General features: G+C 67.1%; 19 protein-coding genes. 7 read left to right on the top strand and 12 right to left on the bottom strand.

Going from position 1 to position 19,159, the window contains the following annotated elements; genetic code table 11:
• The first annotated feature begins 62 nt into the window (after positions 1-62).
• The 3 genes from HDC95_RS14915 to HDC95_RS14905 all read left to right on the top strand — a co-directional run bounded on the left by HDC95_RS14915 (position 63) and on the right by HDC95_RS14905 (position 2,739).
• A complete protein-coding gene (locus HDC95_RS14915) occupies positions 63-734 on the top strand; it encodes a DNA alkylation repair protein (RefSeq protein WP_259064411.1) in 672 nt (223 codons plus the stop codon).
• A 15-nt stretch (positions 735-749) separates the two neighbouring features.
• Positions 750-1,460, top strand: a complete 711-nt coding sequence (deoD, locus tag HDC95_RS14910) for a purine-nucleoside phosphorylase (RefSeq protein ID WP_259064410.1) — start codon at positions 750-752, stop codon at positions 1,458-1,460.
• A 67-nt stretch (positions 1,461-1,527) separates the two neighbouring features.
• On the top strand, positions 1,528-2,739 hold the full coding sequence (locus tag HDC95_RS14905; protein ID WP_259064409.1) for an MFS transporter: 1,212 nt from the start codon (positions 1,528-1,530) through the stop codon (positions 2,737-2,739).
• A gap of 22 nt (positions 2,740-2,761) precedes the next feature.
• Here HDC95_RS14905 and HDC95_RS14900 read toward each other — a convergent pair whose 3' ends face one another.
• Positions 2,762-3,535 carry an SDR family oxidoreductase gene (locus HDC95_RS14900; protein ID WP_259064408.1) on the bottom strand — a complete coding sequence of 258 codons (774 nt, stop codon included), beginning with the start codon at positions 3,533-3,535 and terminating at the stop codon, positions 2,762-2,764.
• 92 nt (positions 3,536-3,627) lie between these two features.
• Between HDC95_RS14900 and HDC95_RS14895 the strand changes: the two genes are divergently transcribed.
• Complete coding sequence (locus HDC95_RS14895; protein WP_259064407.1) at positions 3,628-4,482, top strand: sigma-70 family RNA polymerase sigma factor; 855 nt, start codon at positions 3,628-3,630, stop codon at positions 4,480-4,482.
• A gap of 126 nt (positions 4,483-4,608) precedes the next feature.
• Positions 4,609-7,122 (top strand): RNA helicase, encoded by a 2,514-nt coding sequence (locus HDC95_RS14890; protein WP_259064405.1) that lies wholly within the window; start codon positions 4,609-4,611, stop codon positions 7,120-7,122.
• Here HDC95_RS14890 and HDC95_RS14885 read toward each other — a convergent pair.
• The 3 genes from HDC95_RS14885 to HDC95_RS14875 are packed head-to-tail and all read right to left on the bottom strand — an operon-like array spanning position 7,119 to position 8,813.
• Positions 7,119-7,694: an acetyltransferase gene (locus HDC95_RS14885; RefSeq protein ID WP_259064404.1), complete on the bottom strand. Its 576-nt coding sequence runs from the start codon at positions 7,692-7,694 to the stop codon at positions 7,119-7,121. The genes HDC95_RS14890 and HDC95_RS14885 overlap by 4 nt on opposite strands.
• Complete coding sequence (locus HDC95_RS14880) at positions 7,691-8,077, bottom strand: nuclear transport factor 2 family protein (RefSeq protein ID WP_259064403.1); 387 nt, start codon at positions 8,075-8,077, stop codon at positions 7,691-7,693. The genes HDC95_RS14885 and HDC95_RS14880 overlap by 4 nt, the downstream gene beginning before the upstream one ends.
• Before the next feature lie 58 nt (positions 8,078-8,135).
• Positions 8,136-8,813, bottom strand: coding sequence for a M15 family metallopeptidase (locus HDC95_RS14875; protein WP_259064402.1), 678 nt, complete (start codon positions 8,811-8,813; stop codon positions 8,136-8,138).
• A gap of 102 nt (positions 8,814-8,915) precedes the next feature.
• Here HDC95_RS14875 and HDC95_RS14870 point away from each other — a divergent pair, with 102 nt between their 5' ends.
• Positions 8,916-9,590 (top strand): response regulator transcription factor, encoded by a 675-nt coding sequence (locus tag HDC95_RS14870; protein ID WP_259064400.1) that lies wholly within the window; start codon positions 8,916-8,918, stop codon positions 9,588-9,590.
• On the top strand, positions 9,583-10,668 hold the full coding sequence (locus tag HDC95_RS14865; protein ID WP_259064398.1) for a HAMP domain-containing sensor histidine kinase: 1,086 nt from the start codon (positions 9,583-9,585) through the stop codon (positions 10,666-10,668). The genes HDC95_RS14870 and HDC95_RS14865 overlap by 8 nt, the downstream gene beginning before the upstream one ends.
• A 32-nt stretch (positions 10,669-10,700) precedes the next feature.
• Here the strand turns inward: HDC95_RS14865 and HDC95_RS14860 are convergent, their stop codons facing one another.
• The 8 genes from HDC95_RS14860 to HDC95_RS14825 all read right to left on the bottom strand — a co-directional run bounded on the left by HDC95_RS14860 (position 10,701) and on the right by HDC95_RS14825 (position 19,158).
• On the bottom strand, positions 10,701-12,128 hold the full coding sequence (locus tag HDC95_RS14860) for an FGGY-family carbohydrate kinase (protein ID WP_259064397.1): 1,428 nt from the start codon (positions 12,126-12,128) through the stop codon (positions 10,701-10,703).
• Positions 12,125-13,588, bottom strand: a complete 1,464-nt coding sequence (locus tag HDC95_RS14855; RefSeq protein WP_259064396.1) for an FAD-binding oxidoreductase — start codon at positions 13,586-13,588, stop codon at positions 12,125-12,127. The genes HDC95_RS14860 and HDC95_RS14855 overlap by 4 nt, the downstream gene beginning before the upstream one ends.
• A 61-nt stretch (positions 13,589-13,649) precedes the next feature.
• Complete coding sequence (locus tag HDC95_RS14850; protein ID WP_259064394.1) at positions 13,650-14,426, bottom strand: SDR family oxidoreductase; 777 nt, start codon at positions 14,424-14,426, stop codon at positions 13,650-13,652.
• 2 nt (positions 14,427-14,428) lie between these two features.
• Positions 14,429-15,928, bottom strand: a complete 1,500-nt coding sequence (locus HDC95_RS14845; RefSeq protein ID WP_259064393.1) for an NAD-dependent succinate-semialdehyde dehydrogenase — start codon at positions 15,926-15,928, stop codon at positions 14,429-14,431.
• Complete coding sequence (locus tag HDC95_RS14840; RefSeq protein WP_259064392.1) at positions 15,925-16,869, bottom strand: NAD(P)-dependent oxidoreductase; 945 nt, start codon at positions 16,867-16,869, stop codon at positions 15,925-15,927. The genes HDC95_RS14845 and HDC95_RS14840 overlap by 4 nt, the downstream gene beginning before the upstream one ends.
• Before the next feature lie 21 nt (positions 16,870-16,890).
• Positions 16,891-17,403 (bottom strand): formaldehyde-activating enzyme, encoded by a 513-nt coding sequence (gene fae, locus HDC95_RS14835; protein ID WP_259064391.1) that lies wholly within the window; start codon positions 17,401-17,403, stop codon positions 16,891-16,893.
• The gene (locus HDC95_RS14830) at positions 17,403-18,332 is read right to left on the bottom strand and encodes a glycine betaine ABC transporter substrate-binding protein (protein ID WP_259064390.1); all 930 of its coding nucleotides are present in this window, start codon (positions 18,330-18,332) and stop codon (positions 17,403-17,405) included. The genes fae and HDC95_RS14830 overlap by 1 nt, the downstream gene beginning before the upstream one ends.
• Positions 18,333-18,381: 49 nt before the next feature.
• Complete coding sequence (locus HDC95_RS14825) at positions 18,382-19,158, bottom strand: ABC transporter permease (RefSeq protein ID WP_259064389.1); 777 nt, start codon at positions 19,156-19,158, stop codon at positions 18,382-18,384.
• Position 19,159: the final 1 nt, after the last annotated feature.

The following is a 19,159-nucleotide window of genomic DNA, read 5'->3' as shown; positions in this document are numbered from 1 at the left end:
GGCTGACATCTGTAACTTCGCCTGACATCTGTACCCGCGCACACCGGTCGTAGGCTGGGATCATGGCCGACACGATGACCGTCCCCGCCGTGCTCGAGCAGCTCGCCGCCCTCGAGGATCCGAAGATGCGGGCCGCGAACGAGAAGCGTGGCGACGACCACGGCATCAACCTGTCGAGGATGCGCGCGCTCGCGAAGCAGGTCAAGACGAATCATCCTCTGGCAAAAGAGCTGTGGTCGACGGGCGAGACCGCTCCGCGTCTGCTCGCGCTGCTGATCTGCAAGCCGCGGGAGTTCACCGCCGACGAACTCGATGCGATGCTGCGCGAGACACGACCGCCGAAGGTCAACGAGTGGTTCGTCAGTTACATCGCCAAGAAGTCGCCGCTGGCCGAGGAGATGCGGCTTCGGTGGTTCGACGATCCTGATCCGACGGTCGCGGCGGCCGCATGGTCGCTGACCAGCGAGCGCGTGGCGAAGAATTCCGAAGGACTCGACCTGGAGGACCTGCTCGACCGCATCGAGCGCGACATGAAGGATGCTCCTGCGCGGCCGCAGTGGACGATGAACGAGACCCTCGCGCAGATCGGCATCCACCACCCGCACCTGCGTGCACGCGCGCTGGAGATCGGTGATCGACTGCAGGTGCTTGCCGACTATCCGACCGCGCCGGGGTGCACCTCGCCCTTCGCGCCGATCTGGATCAACGAGATCGTCAGGCGCCGCGAGGGCTGACTCTAGGCTGAGTGGATGAGCACGCACATCGCCGCAGAACACGGTCAGATCGCCCCCATCGTCCTGTTCCCCGGCGACCCGCTGCGTGCGAAGTGGATCGCCGATACGTTCCTCACGGATGCGCAGCTGTATTCGGAGACCCGCGGGATGCTGGGATTCACCGGCACCTGGAACGGACACCGCATCTCCGTGCAGGGATCGGGCATGGGCCAGCCGTCGATGGCGATCTACGCGACTGAGCTGTTCAAGGACTACGACGTGCAGACGATCGTGCGGGTCGGGTCATGCGGTGCGCTGACCGAGCGCCTCGCCGTGCGCGACATCATCATCGCGAACGGTGCGTGCACCGACTCCGGAATCAATCGCGTGCGATTCAACGGACTCGACTACGCGCCCGTCGCCGACTTCTCGCTGTTGCGTGCAGCGGTCGAGGCGAGCGAGGCCATGTCGCTGGATGCCGCCGTGCACGTCGGGCTGCTGTTCTCGAGCGACCAGTTCTACAGCACGCGCCCAGAGCTGACCGAGCCATTCGTCGCCCATGGCGCCCTGGGCGTCGAGATGGAGACGAGCGGGCTGTACACGCTGGCGGCCTACTACGGCCGTCGGGCGCTGAGCATCTGCACGGTCTCCGACCACATCGTCACCGGCGCGGAGACCACCGCGCAGGAGCGGGAGCAGACCTTCGGCGACATGATCGAGATCGCGCTGCGCGCGGCGACCTCCTGAACCGAGAGCGGATGCCGCGGCATCCGCTCGTCCATCAGTCGCACCCGCTCGGTAGGCTGAATCGGATATGACAGGCGTGACGGCGACACCTCGCAGCGTGATCAGGACTCCCGGAATCCTGGCGCTGATGTCGATGTCGGCACTCGGCTTCGCCGGTTTCGGCTCACTCGTGTCGACCGTGCCGCTGTGGGCTGTGCAGGGCGGCGCGGACGAAGTCGGCGGCGGGCTCGTGAACGCCGTGATGATGGCCGCGACCGTCGCCGTGCAGACGACGGTTCCCGCGGCGCTGCGGCGCTTCGGGTGGACGCCGACGCTCGTCACCGGGGTGGCGCTTCTCGGTGCGCCATCGCTGCTGCTGCTCCTGACCGACGCACTGCCCGCGATCCTCGCCCTGTCTGCAGCGCGCGGTGCCGGGTTCGCGGTGATCACCGTATGCGGGTCGTCGGCTGTGGCGATGCTGGTGGAGCCGGCGCGCCGCGGGCGGGCGATCGGCCTCTACGGCCTGTCGATCTCCGCTCCCCAGATCCTGCTCGTGCCGACGTCGGTGTGGATCGCCGATCACGTGGGCTTCTGGGTCGTGTTCGCCGTCGGTGCAGCTCCACTGATCGCCACCGTCCCCGCCTTCCTTCTCGCTCGGCGACTCGACCGCATCTCACACGCACCCATGGCCGAGCACCATCCGCACCGGACCGGCGCGCGCGTGTGGATCGCCCTGATCGCCCCGAGCGTGGTGCTGCTCACGATCACCGCTCCGGGCGGGGCGCTGCTCACCTTCGTGCCGCAGTTCCCGGAGGTCGGCGGGTATGCCGTCGCCGGGCTGTTCGCACTGACCGCGTGCGCTGCGGCCGCCCGCTGGCTCATCGGCGGCGTGGCCGACCGTTTCGGGCACCTGCCGTTCCAGCCGCCGATGCTCCTGCTCGGAGCTGTGGGGCTCGCGCTGTGCGTGTGGTCGATGCTCGGAGGAAGCGGAGCGGCCCTGGTCAGCGGAATGGCGATCACCGGGATCGCCTATGGCGCGCTGCAGAACGTCACACTGATCGAATCGTTCGCGGCGGTCGGGCCGCGCCACCGAGATGTCGCCAGCGCCGTGTGGAACATCGGCTTCGACTGCGGCACCGGCATCGGCGCGCTGGCGGTGGGCTTCATCGCCGCCGGTACCGACTTCGGCGTCGCCCTGTCGACGACGTCCGCGCTCTGCGTGATCGTCGCGATCGGCGTGCTGGTGCGCATCGTGGTCGGCCGGCGTCGCCGTGATCGCGGCGTTACGCACGAGGCGTGATCCACCGCAGCATCCGCCCCGCTCACACCGCCGCGACGACCCCCGCTTCTCGGTTCGCGAGGAACTCCTCCCATGTCGACCGTCCCCGCATGGCCGTGCCATCTGCGAGATTGTCGCCGTCGCGATACGCACGTCCGACGGCGCCGGGCAGACCGATCGGCAAGAGCCGGTGCACACGCCCGCGTGCGCTGTCGAATGCACGCACCATGTGGGCGATCTCCCGCACCTGCGGTCCCGCCAGATCTGCCACTCGGCCGGCCGGAGACCCGAGCGTGAGCTCGGCCAATCGCGCGGCGACCTCCTCGACACCGACCGACTCGAATCGCAGCCCGCGCGGTGCGATCCGCATCTTCGACAGCGCCTTCACGATCGGCAACGCGAAGTCGTGCAGTTGCGCGACGCGCAGCACCGTGAACGGAATACCGGATGCCTCGAACGCACGCTCGGCGGCATCCTTCATCCTGAAGTAGCCGATCGGCATGCGCCCGGCACCGATCACCGAGATGAGCACGAGGTGACGCGCATCGGTGCGGCGCGCGGCCGCCACGAGATTCTGCGCGGCGACGTCGTCTCCCTTCGCGCCGCCGGCGAGGTGGAGCACCGTCCCGACGCCCGACAGCGCCTCATCGAGCCCCACGCCCTTCACGGTGTCTCCTTCTGCATACTCGACGCCTGGCTCGGCAGACCGGGAATGCCGGCTGAGGATGCGGACTTCGCGTCCCGCAGCCTGCAACAGCGGAACGGTGTGCCGCCCGATGTTCCCGGTGCCTCCTGTGACCAGAATGGGTGTACTCATGATCGTCGTCCTTTCGTCTGTGGCACCGGCCTGTCGCATTTCCGCCGGTGCATCCGTCGAGATCATGACGAGTGACGACGAGGAGATGTGACATGGACGACGAAGAACTTGCAGAGCGCTTCGAACACGCACGCCCCAGACTGCGGGCGATTGCGACGCGATTGCTCGGCTCGAGCGCCGATGCCGACGACGCCGTTCAGGAGACGTGGTTGCGTCTCGCCCGATCGGATGCTGCCACCATCGACAACCTCGATGCCTGGTGCACGACCGTCGTCTCCCGCATCAGCCTCGACATGCTCCGCGCGCCGCGAACGACCCGCGAGCGCTCGTGGAATGTCGAGCCGTGGCGCGATGAACCGACTGATCCTACGCCGGATCTCGCGGATCTCGTCGATCAGTCTGATCGCGTTAACGTGGCGCTGCTCGTGATCTTGGATGCTCTGACTCCCGCCGAGCGGATCGCCTTCGTGCTGCATGACGTCTTCGGGCAGCCGTTCGACGAGGTCGCCGATGCTGTCGGCCGTTCCCCCGCGGCTGCCCGCCAGCTGGCGTCGCGAGCGCGAAGACGGCTGCGCGAAGCATCCGCGCCGGCCCGCGCCGATCGTCGCCGCGGGCGCGCGTTGGTGGAGGCATGGTTGTCGGCAGTGCAGGAAGGCGATCTCGATGCTCTTCTCGGTCTGCTGCACGAGGACGCGACGCTGCACGCCGAATACGGAACGACCCGTCAGACGCTCAACGGCAGGGACGAGATCGCCGCGCAAGCCGTGCTCGCCGCGCGTCTGGCTGCGCATTCGACACCGGTGCTCATCGATGGGCTGCCCGGCGTCGCCGCGATGTTCGGGGATCGCCTCGTCTCGTTGATGACCTTCGACGTGGTGGACGGACGGATCATCGGCCTCGAGGTGCTCGCCGATCCCGCGCGTCTGCCCGGCGCCCGGCCCGCATAACTCCGGAGAAATTTCGCCGATCGGCTCGGTTCCGGTGCGGCAGAGGCTGCATCGATCCGATTCTCCGGAGTTGTGCGGCGCCCGGACGTCAGCCCTGACCTCGCGGTGAGGGATGATCGAAGTATCATGCCTTCGCTTCTCGACTCCGCGACCCTACCTGACGCTTCCGATCCGGATGCCGTCTACACGGCGTTCGTCGAATGGGTGGAGAGCACCGGCATCCGGTTGTATCCGGCACAGGACGAGGCGGTCATCGAGATCGTCTCCGGTCAGAACCTGATCCTCTCGACTCCCACCGGCACCGGGAAGTCGCTCGTCGCCGTCGGCGCGCACTTCGCCGCCCTCGTCGAAGGACGCCGCAGTTACTACACCGCGCCGATCAAGGCACTCGTGAGCGAGAAGTTCTTCGCGCTCGTCGACACCTTCGGCCCCGAGAACGTCGGCATGATCACGGGTGATTCGTCCGTGAACGCGGATGCTCCGATCATCTGCTGCACGGCGGAGATCCTCGCCAACCTCGCGCTGCGCCAGGGACCATCGGCCGACGTCGGCCAGGTCGTGATGGATGAGTTCCACTTCTACGCCGACCCCGATCGTGGATGGGCGTGGCAGGTGCCGCTGCTGACGCTGCCGCAGGCCCAGTTCATCCTGATGTCAGCGACGCTCGGAGACGTCACCGCACTGGCTGAAGACCTCACCCGCCGTACGGGCCGCGAGACGGCGACCGTGACGGGTGTCGAACGCCCGGTGCCGCTGCACTTCTATTACGAGCTGACGCCGATCCACGAGACGGTCGAAGATCTTCTGACGACGGGCCAGGCACCGATCTACGTCGTGCACTTCTCGCAGGCCGCTGCCATGGAACGCGCGCAGGCCCTGTCGAGCACGAAGATCGCAACGCGCGAGCAGCGCGATCAGATCGCTGAGCTGATCGGAGAGTTCCGCTTCACGACCGCGTTCGGCAGAACGCTCTCCAAGTTCCTGCGCGCAGGCATCGGCGTTCATCACGCAGGCATGCTGCCGAAGTATCGACGACTCGTCGAGCAACTCTCACAGCGCGGGATGCTGCGCGTGATCTGCGGCACCGACACACTCGGCGTCGGTATCAATGTGCCCATCCGCACCGTACTGCTCACTGCTCTGACGAAGTTCGACGGCACGCGCATGCGGCAGCTCAATGCCCGCGAATTCCACCAGATCGCCGGGCGTGCGGGGCGTGCCGGCTACGACACCGCCGGAACCGTGGTCGCCCAGGCGCCCGAGCATGAGACCGAGAACGCCGCGCTGATCCGCAAGGCCGGCGATGATCCGAAGAAGAAGCGCAAGATCATCCGCAAGAAGGCGCCGGACGGCTTCGTGTCGTGGGGTGAGCCGTCGTTCCGCAAACTGATCGACGCGGAGCCCGAGACCCTGACCTCGCACATGCAGATCACTAGCGCGATGATGCTCAACGTGATCGGTCGCGGTGGCGACGTGTTCGGGAATATGCGCGCGCTGGTATACGACAACCACGAACCTCGGGCGAGACAGCGGATGCTGGCGCTGCGAGCGCTCGGGATCTATCGCACGCTGCGGGAATCGGGGATCGTCGAGCAGTCGACGGACGGCACGATCACGCTCACGGTCGATCTGCAGCCGAACTTCGCGTTGAACCAGCCGCTGTCGCCCTTCGCTCTCGCCGCGTTCGAACTTCTCGACCCGGATGCTGCGACCTTCGCCCTGGATATGATCTCGATCGTCGAGTCCACGCTCGACGATCCGCGCGCGGTGCTGAGCCAGCAGGAGTTCCTCGCCCGCGGCGACGCGGTCGCGGAGATGAAACGCGAGGGCATCGAGTACGAAGAGCGCATGGAGCTGCTCGAGCAGATCACGTACCCCAAGCCGCTCGAAGCGCTGCTGGGTCAGGCATTCGAGACTTACAGCGCGGCGCAGCCGTGGATCCGTGACTTCGAGCTTCACCCGAAGGCCGTCGTCCGCGACATGTACGAGCGGGCCATGTCGTTCGGGGAATATGTCGCCTACTACAAGATCGCGCGGTCAGAAGGCGTCGTGCTGCGATACCTCTCCGATGCCTACCGGGCGGCCTCGCAGACGATCCCCGAGGATCTGAAGAACGAGGATCTCCGCGATCTGATCGAGTGGCTCGGCGAGCTCGTGCGTCAGGTCGATTCGAGCCTGCTCGACGAGTGGGAGGAGTTGCGCGCCGGAACCGACAACGGCATCGTCGACCTCCCGCGCCACGACGACGAGCCGATCGTGCCACCGGCACCGAAGCGCCTGACATCGAATGTGCGTGCGTTCCGCATCCTGGTGCGCAACGAACTATTCCGTCGTGTGCAGCTCGCCGCCCGCGAAGACGTCGATGCGCTCGCCGCGCTCGATCCGGCTTTCGGTGAAGGCGGCTGGAATGACGCGCTCGATGCGTACTTCGCCGAGCACGACGACATCCTCACCGGCTCCGACGCACGAAGTTCCAAGCTGCTTCTGCTCACCGAGAGTGCCTCGACCTGGACCGCACGGCAGATCATCGACGACCCCGCGGGCGACCACGACTGGGGCATCTCCGCAACGATCGACCTCGCCGCATCGGACGAGGCGGGCGAGGCCGTCGTCACGGTGACCGGGGTGGATCGGCTTTAGACGGCGGTGACCGGTCGGTCGATCCGCGAGATGAAGTGCAGCGGGGCGTCGATCGGGTTGTCCGGTTCCATGTCGCCTTCACCCACGCGCCGGAATCCGGCTTTCTCCAAGGCTCGCCACGATGCGATGTTCCCTGCGACCACCGGGACGATGATCGCAGGGCAGTCCGGATAGCTCGACCAGGTGTCGGAGACGATCGCGCGGATGATCGTACTGCCGAGGCCGCGTCCGGTCTGAGCCGGGTCCGCGACGAAGTAGTCGATCATCACCGCACCGGCCGGAACGTCGACGATGGCACTCAGCTCCTGAAAGTCCTCGGCGTAGTCCGCGATGCGCGAGCGCTGCATGAGCGCGGCCGGATGCCCGTCCACCGACACGAGCAGATCCTCCCCCGCCTCTTCACGGCGGGTGCCTGGACCGAAGTCGCGTGCCACACCCTCGGGAGTGAAATCGTGATGCCAGTACCTGTGCGCATGCGGTCGCGACAGCCAGTCGGCGAGCAGCGAGAAATCCGCCTCGACGATCGGACGCCAGGAGATCGACGCCGACGCCCACACAGTGCCGTCGCTCACGACGAAGACCCGTCGGAGTCGACGGTGGTCTGCTGGTAGAGCGCGAGCCGCCACACACCGGCGCGGCGCACATAGGTGCTGGCCATCAAGGCGACAAAAGGCTCTCCGCCCATGCGGAACGCCCGCCCCGTGTACAGCAGGGTCGACGCGCCATCAGCGAGGGTGAGCAGCCGCGGCTCGATGATCTCGTACCGCTCCCACGGCGCAGCATCCGCCAGCGACGCGATGACCTCTGAGCGATTCATCGACAGCCCCGTCGCCAGCAGCATCGCACCGTCTTCGGTCATGAGCGCCCCGTAGAAGTCACTCCCCGTCCCGTCGCAGAGCGAACGCCATCCCTGATGCTCGAGTTCCAGCAACTCCTCCTCGATCTGCTCAGTCATGGTGCCATGTTCGTCCGCCGCACGGCGAGGGGCAACCCCGCAGCGTCGGATCGTTCGATCATCCCTGCATCCGCGGATCCTCGGTCGGATCGGAGAACGAAGCAGGACACACCCCGCCGATCGCATCCTGGCGCAGTTCGTAGTGCCAGGACTCGTTCCCATAGATCTGGCACAGTCCGTACTGCGCGCCATGTTGTGCGAGCCAGTCGGTCGCCGTGAGCGGACCGATGTCGACAGCATCCCCCGACACATGCGCCGAGGTCTGCGCCGTCGCGACCCAGCGCGCGGCCTCCTCCTCCGAACCGTAGTCGTCGACCGCAGCGCGCAGCAGAGAGGACTGATACTCGGGAGATCGCCAGCCGCTGTTGACTTCGAAGGCGACACCATCGGCCTCCGCATCCGTCGCTGCTCGACGAAGCGCGTCGAGCAGCGACGGGTTCAGCCGCGTGATGGCAGGCGCCTGCTCGTCGAACACGGACAGCCCGTCGCCCTCGCCGATGTATCCGTGCTCGGCCGTGAGGACGGATCCCGTGTCGCCGGGGGACCCGATCGCGACCGGCTGCCCGGCCCCGCCGGCGATCTCTGCGAGAGACCGGGACCCATTGGCCACCACGAGCACGAGCGCGACCACCAGCGCGATGAGGGCGACGACGAGCGCGGCCGCGGCGCGGCGCTGTTGGCGACGCATGGTCGGGGACGAAGCCGGCGGAGGGACGAGCACATGCGTGGTTCTCATGCCTCCAGCGAACCCGGCGACGGGTTACGAGGCCGTATGCGATTCTTCATACGCTGCCGATACACGCGGGTGCGTAGGATCTCTGCTTATGAAGGCCCGGCCATGCGCGTACTGATCGTCGAGGACGAGCCCTACCTCGCCGAGGCGGTCCGGGATGGGCTGCGGCTGGAGGCCATCGCCGCCGACATCGCCGGAGACGGCAACGCCGCCCTCGAGCTTCTGAGCATCAACTCCTACGATCTCGCCGTGCTCGATCGCGACGTCCCCGGCCCTTCCGGCGATGAGGTCGCCCGATGGATCGTCGACTCCGGCAGCGGCATCCCGATCCTCATGCTCACGGCCGCTGACCGTCTCGACGACAAGGAATCGGGGTTCGAGCTGGGCGCGGACGACTACCTCACCAAGCCGTTCGAGATGCGTGAGCTCGTGCTGCGGTTGCGGGCGCTCGACCGGCGCCGCACGCACGTGCGCCCGCCGGTGCAGGAGCTCGCAGGCATCCGCCTCGATCCGTTCCGACGCGAGGTGTACCGCGATGACCGTTACGTCGCGCTGACCAGGAAGCAGTTCGCGGTGCTCGAAGTGCTCGTGAGCGCGGCGGGCGGCGTGGTCAGTGCCGAGGAACTGCTGGAGCGCGCATGGGATGAGAATGCCGATCCGTTCACGAACGCCGTGCGCATCACGGTCTCGTCGCTTCGCAAGAGGCTCGGTGAGCCGTGGTTGATCCTGACGGTGCCGGGTGTGGGGTACCGGATCGATACGGATGCCGTCGATGGCTAGGCGCAGAGGGCTGAGCGCTCGGGTGAAGCTCACCCTGAGCTACGCCGGATTCCTGTTGATCGCAGGCGCGCTGCTGCTGGCGGTGGTCGCCCTGTTCCTGCTGCGGTATGTGCCCGACGGGCAGATCAGGAGCATGGGCCCTTTCGTGCCCAACCGCTCCGACCTGGTGCGCGCATTCGTCCCGCCGACGATCGCCGCGCTCGTCTTCCTCCTGGCGCTCGGCCTGATCGGTGGCTGGTTCCTCGCCGGCCGGATGCTGGCGCCGCTGACCCGCCTCAACGAAGCTGCGCGTCTGGCGTCAGAAGGATCGCTCTCGCATCGTGTCGACATGCCCGGCGCGAAGGACGAGTTCCGCGACCTCGCCGATGTGTTCGACACGATGCTCGCGAGGCTCGAAGCCCACGTCGAGGAGCAGCGGCGCTTCGCATCGAATGCCTCGCACGAGCTGCGCACCCCGCTGGCGATCTCGCAGACGATGCTCGAGGTGGCTCGCGACGATCCCGACCGCGACGTCGACGTGCTCATCGACCGACTGCAGAACGTCAACACGCGCGCGATCGCCTTGACCGAGGCGCTGCTCCTGCTGGCCCGCGCCGATCGCGGCACCTTCGAGCGCGAGCGTGTCGAGCTGTCGCTCCTGGCGGAAGAAGCAGTGGAGAGCCTGCATCCGCTGGCCGATCGATGCGGTGTGACGCTCGACATCCGCGGTACCACGGCCTTCGCCAACGGCTCGCCGACGCTTCTGCAGCAGCTCATCGTGAATCTGATCCACAACGCGATCGTGCACAACATCGCGGCGGGTGGGAGCGTCGAGGTGCGCACCGAGATGGCTGATCACGGTGCTGTGATGATCGTCGAGAACACCGGCGAGGTGATCCCCGCCCACCTCCTCGCCACCCTGCGGGAACCGTTCCAACGCGGAGCCGGCCGCTTCCGCAGCAAGGATGCCGCCCATGCGGGCGCCGGCCTTGGCCTCGCCATCGCCGAAGGGATCACGCGCGCCCACGGCGGGACGTTGGAGCAGGAGCCGCGCGGCGGCGGTGGACTGATCGTCACGGTGCGGCTGCCGGTCGAGTGAATCAAGTGGGATGCCCGGCGAAGTCCCGGGAGCTATCTCTCTTCTGATGCGCGCGCGGCGATCGCCTGCCACTTCAGGAACAGCGGATCCAGATGCCGCGGCAGCAGCGAGTATGCCTCGCGCACAGGCCTGTACGCACGCACCCATTCCGGCTGAGGTTCGAATCGGTCGGCGCCGTGGACCGTCGCGGCGACCGATTCACCCCATGACGAATGCACTCCGGCCCCGACGAACGCGGAGATGGCCGCGCCCATGCCCGCGGCATCCGTCAAGCGATTGCGTCGTACCGGTCTTTCGAACACGGCGGCGAGGATGCGCATCATCAGATCTGAGCGCGACCCCCCGCCCGAAACGATCACGCTCTCGAAGCGGCGACCGAGTGCGACCTCCATCGCGTCGACGTGCCCCCGCATGGTGAGGGCGATGCCCTCCAGGATGGCCCGGTGCACGTGGAATCGGCCCTGACGTCCGTCGAATCCCAGCAGCGCTCCTCGCCGGTGAGTCGCGCCGCCGGGAGCGAGCCAGTCCAAGACGGCGAACAGCCCGTCACTGCCTGGTGCGATATCACCCGCCCCCGCGTTGAGATCGTCGTCGGTGATCCCCTGCCCGGCATCGAGCAGATCCCGCCACCAGCTCACCGTCCACATGCCCCGGCGAATGCCGTCGCTCTCGTACAGGTACCGCCCCGGCTCCGCCGCGAAGTTCGTCCAGTAGCGTTCGTCGGTCGCGTTCGCGTCGTGCCCCACCGCCATCGCCGCCACGTAAGTGCCGAGCGAGAGAAGCACCGCGGGGTCGTCGTCGCGCAAACCCGAACCGAGTGCCTCCACGGCCTTGTCGTTCGCGGTGGCGTACACGGCAAGCCCGGCGGGGAGCCCTGTCGATGCGGCCGCATCGGCCGTGACCCTGCCGAGAAGTTCACCAGGCTGCATGAGTTCGAACAGCTGCTCCGCACGCATGCCGGTGCGCGCATAGGCGTCCGGGTCGTCGGACCAGCGCCACCGCTCCTGATCGACCGGCCACATGCCCTGCTGATTGCCGACGCTGTCACGCCGCTCGCCGGTCAGCCTACGGGTCAGGTAGCCGGACGATGTCGTCACGTACCTCACCCGCGCCTGCTGCTCGTGCGGCCGCGACACGCGTTGATCCATCCAGCTGAGCACCGGCTCGACGAGCCCACCGTCCTCGTCGAGCAGAGCACGGCAGAAGCGGATCGTGCACAGCCCCACTCCGACGATGTGGCGCGGATCGCCTTCGAACCGGCCGAGCGCCTCACGGCAGGCCTCGACCATCGATTCCCAGAGATCGTCGTCGGGATGCACGACGTGACCAGGCGACGGAGACTCGGTCGGTCTCAGTCTGCGCTGCGCCGAGGCGTGAATCGTTCCGGTCTCGTCGACGACTAGCACTTTCGTCGATTGCGACCCGCCGTCGATGGCGACGACGTAGCGAGGTGTGTTCACGCCTCGAGCGGGAGGATGGTCCCCGCGTTCATCACGCCGTTCGGATCGAACACCTGCTTGAGCCGCTCCAGCATCGGGTACGCCGAGCCATGCTCCTCGCGCGTCCAAGGAGTGCGGTACTTGCCGATGCCGTGGTGGTGCACCATCGAACCTCCCAGTCGCAGTGCCTCTTCCACGATGATCGCATTGAGTGGCACGTGATAGAGGTCGATCTCCTGCCGCGGCTCACAGTCGATGTCGTAGTCGTACACGAAGTAGAGGTTGGTCCCGGTCTGATAGCTGTGCGAGGAGTGCGCTCCGAGCATAGTGAGGTGATCCGCACGCGGGTACTCCGACCGGATGCGGTCGATCACCGCGTGATAGAGGCTGCTCACGCCCGACCAGTTGATCGACACTTCGGTCGTGTACCCGAGATGCGAGTCGCGGAGCATCGCCTCCTTCTCGGCGTCGATCTTGTCCTGACCCCAGTTGAGGCCCTGGAACCACTTCTCGATGTGCGCCGAGTCGACCCGCTGATGGGGCCGGTCGGCGAACACCGCCTCAATGCCGGCGGCCGTCGCGGCAGCGAGTGGCTCGGGCCCCTCGGCCGTGAGCACGACGACCGACTTTCCCTCGGAGAAGTGCGAGAAATGCTGATTCGCGTCCTCCGGCGAGTACACCCGGCAGACCGACGGCCGGTATCCGGCGGTGACGAGTTCGCGCAGCGCCTCGACGCCGACCTCGAACTCATCGACGAGGAAGCCGAAGAACCGCGTGTTCTCCGGGTGGTACGGGAACACCTTCACCGTCACCTCGGTGATCACGCACAGCGCGCCCTCGTTGCCGATGATGATGTGGCGGATGTCGGGACCGGCCGCGCGACGCGGCACATTCTTGATACGGGTCACCGTGCCGTCGGGGAACACCGCTTCGAGACCCACGACCATGTCCTCGATCGCGCCGTAGAGCGTCGAGAACTGCCCGATCGAACGGGTCGCGACCAGCCCGCCGTACTGCGCGAGCGGCTTGGACTGCGGCGAGTGCCCCGTCGTCAGGCCGCGCTCACGGAGTTCGTCCTCGAGCTGCTGCAGCGGCACACCGCACTGCACCGTCACCGTCATGTCGGTCTCGTTCACTTCGAGGACGCTGTCCATGCGCGATCCATCCAGGACGATCGTGTCGTCGATTACCGTCTCGAGCCCGCCCTCGGTCGCCGTCCGCCCCGTGCGCGGCACGACGTTGATCAGGTTGTCGTCCGCGAAGCGCAGGACCGCGGCGACTTCCTCGACGTTTCGGGGATAGGCGATGATCGCAGGGATCGGTCCGTCGAAGATGCCGTGCACGGACTGGTACTTCTTGAAGCGATCGACGCTGGCGAGCTCGAGCTCGCGAGGATCTGTGTCGACCGCATCGGCGCCGAGGAGCGCGGTGACGCGCGTGACGATCTCGTCGCGACTGAGGGCGGATCGTGATGCCGACATGGGTATGGCCTTCGCTTTCAGGAGTGGTGGGTCGAATCGGTGGAAGTGTGAAGGGGGCTGGTCAGCGGACCAGGTAGCCGCCGTCGACGACGAGCACATGTCCGTTGACGTAGTCCGAGGCGCGGCTGGCGAGGAACACCGTCGCGCCCATGAGATCGGCAGGGTCGCCCCACCGTTCGGCGGGGATGTGCTCGAGGATCCGGCGGCTCGCTTCAGGGTCGGAACGGGTCGCCGCCGTGATCGCGGTCGCGAAGTACCCGGGAGCGATCGCATTGACCTGGATGCCGCCGGCGGCGAGCTCGTCGCAGTATGCCTTCGTGAAGCCGACGATCCCTGCTTTCGTCGCGGCGTACGCGGGCGACTGCTTCCCACCGAGGAACGCGAACAGCGAGGCGATGTTGATGATCTTCCCGTGACCCTGGCCGCGCATGACGCGGCTCGCCTCGTGCGCGAGCTCGAACGGCGCGGTGAGGTTGACCGCGATCATGGGATCCCACTTGTCGCGATCGAACGCGTCGACATCATCGAGCAGCGCGATGCCGGCCGAGTTGACGAGCACGTCGAGCGATCCGAAACGCTCGACACAGGCGGAGACGACCTCGGCCGGCACACCACGACGGGCGATGTCCGCCTCGAGGAAGGCGTATTCGCGCCCTTCGGCTTCGACGAGGCGGCGCGTGGTGCCGTCGTCGTCTGCGAGACCGGCCACGAACACGTTCGCGCCGGCCTTGGCCAGAGCCAGGCTGAATGCCCGCCCCAATCCGGTGTTACCGCCGGTGACCACGGCCGTCCGGCCGTGAAGCGAGAACAGGTCAAGGGAGAAATCGCTGATGTCCATGTTCAGCTGCCTTCCGGTGCGAAGGGGTCGGCGATGTTCACATATCGCGTCTCGAGGTACTCATCGATCCCCTCGAATCCACCTTCGCGTCCGAGGCCGGACTGCTTGACACCGCCGAAAGGAGCAGCCGGGTTCGAGACGACGCCGGCGTTGATGCCGAACATGCCGGTCTCGAGTCGCTCTGCAAGGCGAAGCCCGCGGTTGAGATCCGACGTGTACGCGAACGAGACGAGACCGAACGGCGTCCGGTTGGCGATCTCGATCGCCTCCTCCTCGGTGTCGAACACGACGATCGGTGCGACAGGACCGAAGATCTCCTCCTCGAGGATCGCCGCATCTGCCGGCACGTCCGCGAGCACGGTCGGCTCGTAGAAGTATCCGGCACCGGGAACCGCGCGCCCGCCGAGAGCGAGCGTGGCACCGTCTGCGACCGCGCCGTCCACGAGCTCCGCGACCTTGCTCCGCGTCGCCTCGTCGACGAGCGGACCCATCGTGGTGTCGGCATCCGTTCCGCGACCGATCCGGAAACCGGCGATGCGCTCGGTGAACCGGCGCGTGAACTCGGAAGCGACTCCCCGTTGCACGAGGAAGCGGTTGGCTGCCACGCACGCCTCTCCGCCGTTGCGCATCTTCGCCAGCACTGCACCGTCGACGGCCTTCGAGAGGTCGGCGTCATCAAAGACGAGGAAGGGCGCGTTACCGCCGAGCTCCATCGACACGCGCAGCACCTGCTCCGCGGAGTCGGCGATCAGGCGCCGCCCCACCTCGGTGGAGCCGGTGAAGGACAGCTTCCGCAGCCGCGGGTCGCGGATGAGCGGACCCGTGACGGCACCGGCACTCGTGGTCGGGATGACGGTGAGGACGCCGTCAGGCAGCCCCGCTTCCCGCAGTACCTCGGCGAACAGCAGCGCCGTCAGCGGAGTGAGCGCTGCGGGCTTGAGCACCATCGTGCAGCCGGCGGCGATCGCCGGTGCGATCTTGCGCGTCGCCATCGCCAGCGGGAAGTTCCACGGGGTGATGAACAGCGACGGCCCCACCGGGGTCTTCATCACCACCAGGCGGCTCTTTCCGTCCGGCGCCATAGCGAACCGACCGGAGATCCGCGGCGCTTCTTCCGAGAACCAACGCAGGAACTCTGCACCGTAGGCCACCTCGCCGCGGGACTCTGCGAGAGGCTTCCCCATCTCGAGGGTCATCAGCAGAGCGAAATCATCGGCTCGCGCGGTGACGAGTTCGAAGGCACGACGCAGGATCTCGCCGCGTTCACGCGGCGGCGTGGCCGCCCAGCTCTCCTGCGCGGCTGCGGCCGCGGCGAGCGCCCGCTCGCCGTCAGCCGGCCGGGCGTCCGCGACCTCGGCGAGCACCTCGCCCGTCGAGGGATCCGTGACGGGGAACGTGCCGCCGCCCTCGGCATCCGTCCATCCGTCGCCGAGGAGCAGCTGCGTCGGGACTCGTTCGAGCAGCGACCTCTCGCGAACGTCCACGCTGAGATCCGCGGTCATGCCGACTCCTCCGATCCGGCGAGCGCGAGTTCGGGTGCGAGCCGGAGTTCGCTGTGGATGAGGTCCTCGTACAGCCGGAACGGCGTCATCTCCCCCGCCTTGTCGCCGTAGGAGGCGCGCGCTCGCCGATAGACCTGCTCGACCAGCGACGAGAGTTCGACAGGCACGCCGACCGACCTCGCCAGATCGATCGACAGCCCCAGATCCTTGCAGGCGAGTGCGATCGCGAAGCCCTCGTCGTAGTCGCCGTTCTCGAGGATCGAGAGCACGTCGCGCTCCACGAAGGTGCTGTTCGCCGGGCTGGCGATGAGCGAATCACGCAGCACCCCCAGGTCGACTCCCGCACGCACGCCCACCGCAAGGACCTCGGCGGTCGCGACCAGGTGCGAGAACCACAGCTGGTTGATCATCAGTTTCACTGCATACCCGGCACCATGACCGCCGACATGAAGGATCCGATCCGGGTCACCCATGGCCTCCAGCACTGGGCGGACCCGTTCGACGTCTGCGGCATCCCCACCGACGAAGATCTGCAGCATGCCGGACGCCGCACCTTTGGCCATTCCGCTCACCGGCGCGTCGAGGATGCGCAGTCCGCGCGCAGCCTCCTCCGCGCGCACCCGGTCGGCCACCTCCGGCACCGATGTCGACATGTCGATCCAGGTGGCGCCGTCGGCAATGCCCTCCAGCATCCCGCCCGGTCCGCTCACGACGTCGGTGACGTGACGCGGCGTCGGCAGCATCGTGATGATGATGTCGCTGGCTGCGGCGACCTCCGCGGCCGTCGCAGCCCACGTCGCACCGCCTTCCACGAGCGCAGCCGCCGCCTCCGGCCGGACGTCAGTGACAACGAGGCGGTAGCCCGCCTTCTGCAGGTTCGAGGACATGCCCGAGCCCATGCTGCCGAGGCCGATGAAACCGACCGTCGGGGTAGTGACCATGCTTATCAGATCTCCAGTAACTCAGTCGGCCGGGGCCGTGTAGAAGGGGTTGTGAGGTGCCGACCGTGCGTCGAGGACCTCTTCAGTGCGCGGCAGGCCCTGCGAGCCGTTGTGCAGTGCCGTGCGGGTGGCTTCGCGGTTGTTGCGGTACACGGCATCCGCGTCATCTGCTCCGGGGTTCACCCAGACCGCCGTGATCACGACGCTGTCGTCGACGGCATCCGCCGGTAGCGTGCCCTCCGCCACCGCATCAGCGACACCCGCCGCGACACCGGCCTGCGCCGGGCCCCAGATGTGGTTGCCGTGCTCGTCGTTCGCCGGTGCGGCCTTGGTGACGAACAGCGTCAGCGGCTTGACCGGAAGGGAGGGGCGCAGCACCGCGACGAACGGTACGTGCCCCTGACTCGGTGTCGCGAGAGCCGTGGCCCAGGCGGTGCCGGCGGGTCCGGAACGAGAGCCGTACACGCTGTTGATGTGCGCGGCGTTCACCCCTTCGCCGATGAAGCTCTCGCCGAGCTGAAGTGCGTCCGTCATCAGATCAGCTCCTGCTCTTCGAGCCAGTCGATCGCCACGTCTTCGGGGTCTTCACCCTCGACGTCGACCAGCGCGTTGAGCTTCTGCATCTCCTCGGTGGTCAGCAGCGGAGCGATCTCGGCGATGATGTCGGCGATCTCCGGGTAGTCGTCGAGGACCTCCTGACGGATCGTGAAGCCGCCCTGGTAAGAGGGGAAGAACTCTTCGTCATCCTCCATCACGACCAGATCGAGAGCGGGGATGCGGCCGTCGGTCTGGAAGACCTCGCCGAAGTTGCAGTCGTCGCCCTTCTGCGTGGCCGTGTAGATGACGCCGGTGTCGAGCATCGTGACGTTCGAGTCCGGGATGTCGATCCCGTAGGCCGTCTTGAGCCCCGGCCAGCCATCGTCTCTCGTGGAGAACTCGCTCTCGATGCAGAACGTCTGTTCCTCGGCAGGAAGCGCGGCGACGTCACTCATGGTCTTCACGCCCAGCTCCTCTGCCTTGTCGGCGCGGACGGCGAACGCGTACGTGTTGTTGAGGGGCGCGGGGTCCAGCCAGGCGATGTCCTTCTCGGCATCCGCCTCCTTGACGGCGTCGAACTGGGCCTCGGCGCCCTTCACCGGCGTGGTGTTGCCGTTGTAGGTGATCCACGAGGTGCCGGTGTACTCCCAGTAGCCGATGAAGTCACCGTTCTCCAGTGCCTGGCGCACGTTGGCAGAGCCCACCAGCTTCACGTTCGCTTCGAGATCGGCGCCATGGGCGTTGAGCAGCTCAGTGGTGATGTACGCGAGGATGTACTGCTCTGAGAAGTCCTTCGAGCCGACCTGTCCGGTCAGTCCTTCGAGCTCGTCGCCTGCGCTGGCGGTGCTGGTAGATCCCGAGCATCCCGTGAGAAGGAGCGCACCCGCGGCGAGCGCGGTGACTCCGGTGATGAGGTGTTTGTTCATGATTGCTCCTTGATGTGTGACGTGCAGATGCGTGTGGAGGGAAGAACGGTCACAGTCCGCGAGGGCGGACTGCTTCTTCAACGAGACCGGCGATCCAGTCGATGAGGACGGCGATTGCGGCGACCAGTACGGCGCCGACGAGCAGCACGGGGAACCGCTGCAGCTTCAGTCCGTTGACGATCATGTCGCCAAGGCCGCCGGCGTTGATGAAGGTGGCGATGGTCGCGACGCCCACGCAGAAGACGAGGGCGGTGCGGAGCCCGGCGAGGATCACCGGAGATGCGAGCGGAAGCTCGATACGGCGCAGCACCTGCCCCGACGTCATCCCCATACCGCGCGCAGCCTCCTTGACTCCGGCATCCACCTGCTCGAGGCCGACGAGCGTGTTGCGCAGCACAGGGAGGAACGAGTACGCCACGAGTGCGACCAGCGCGGTGGCGAATCCCGTCTGCCACACGATCGCCAGCAGGATCACGACGCCGACCGCCGGCGTCGCCTGGCCGATGTTCGCGAGTCCCAAGGCGATGGCGTGCACGATCTTGGAGCGACTGCGGTAGACGCCGATACCGGCGGGGATCGCGAGGACCGCGACGAGCGCGGAGGCGGCCGCGGTGAGAAGCAGGTGCTCGCCCACGCGGGACAGGATGTAATCGGGATTCAGCGTGCGCTGCTCGATCGAATCCAGCGGAATCGTCGCGACCCACACGAGCGTGAGCACCAGGACGGCGCCGACGACGAGCGGTGCGGCTGATATGCGCGCGACCGAGCCGAACCGACCACTGCGGGCGACGACCGGAGTCATCTGAGTCGCGGAGACGACAGTCATC

Origin of the sequence: Microbacterium sp. AK031 (genome assembly GCF_024807145.1) — a bacterium.
GTDB lineage: Bacteria > Actinomycetota > Actinomycetes > Actinomycetales > Microbacteriaceae > Microbacterium.
The sequence above is the reverse complement of the archived record's forward strand: the minus strand, read 5'-3'. Positions and strand labels throughout refer to the sequence as shown.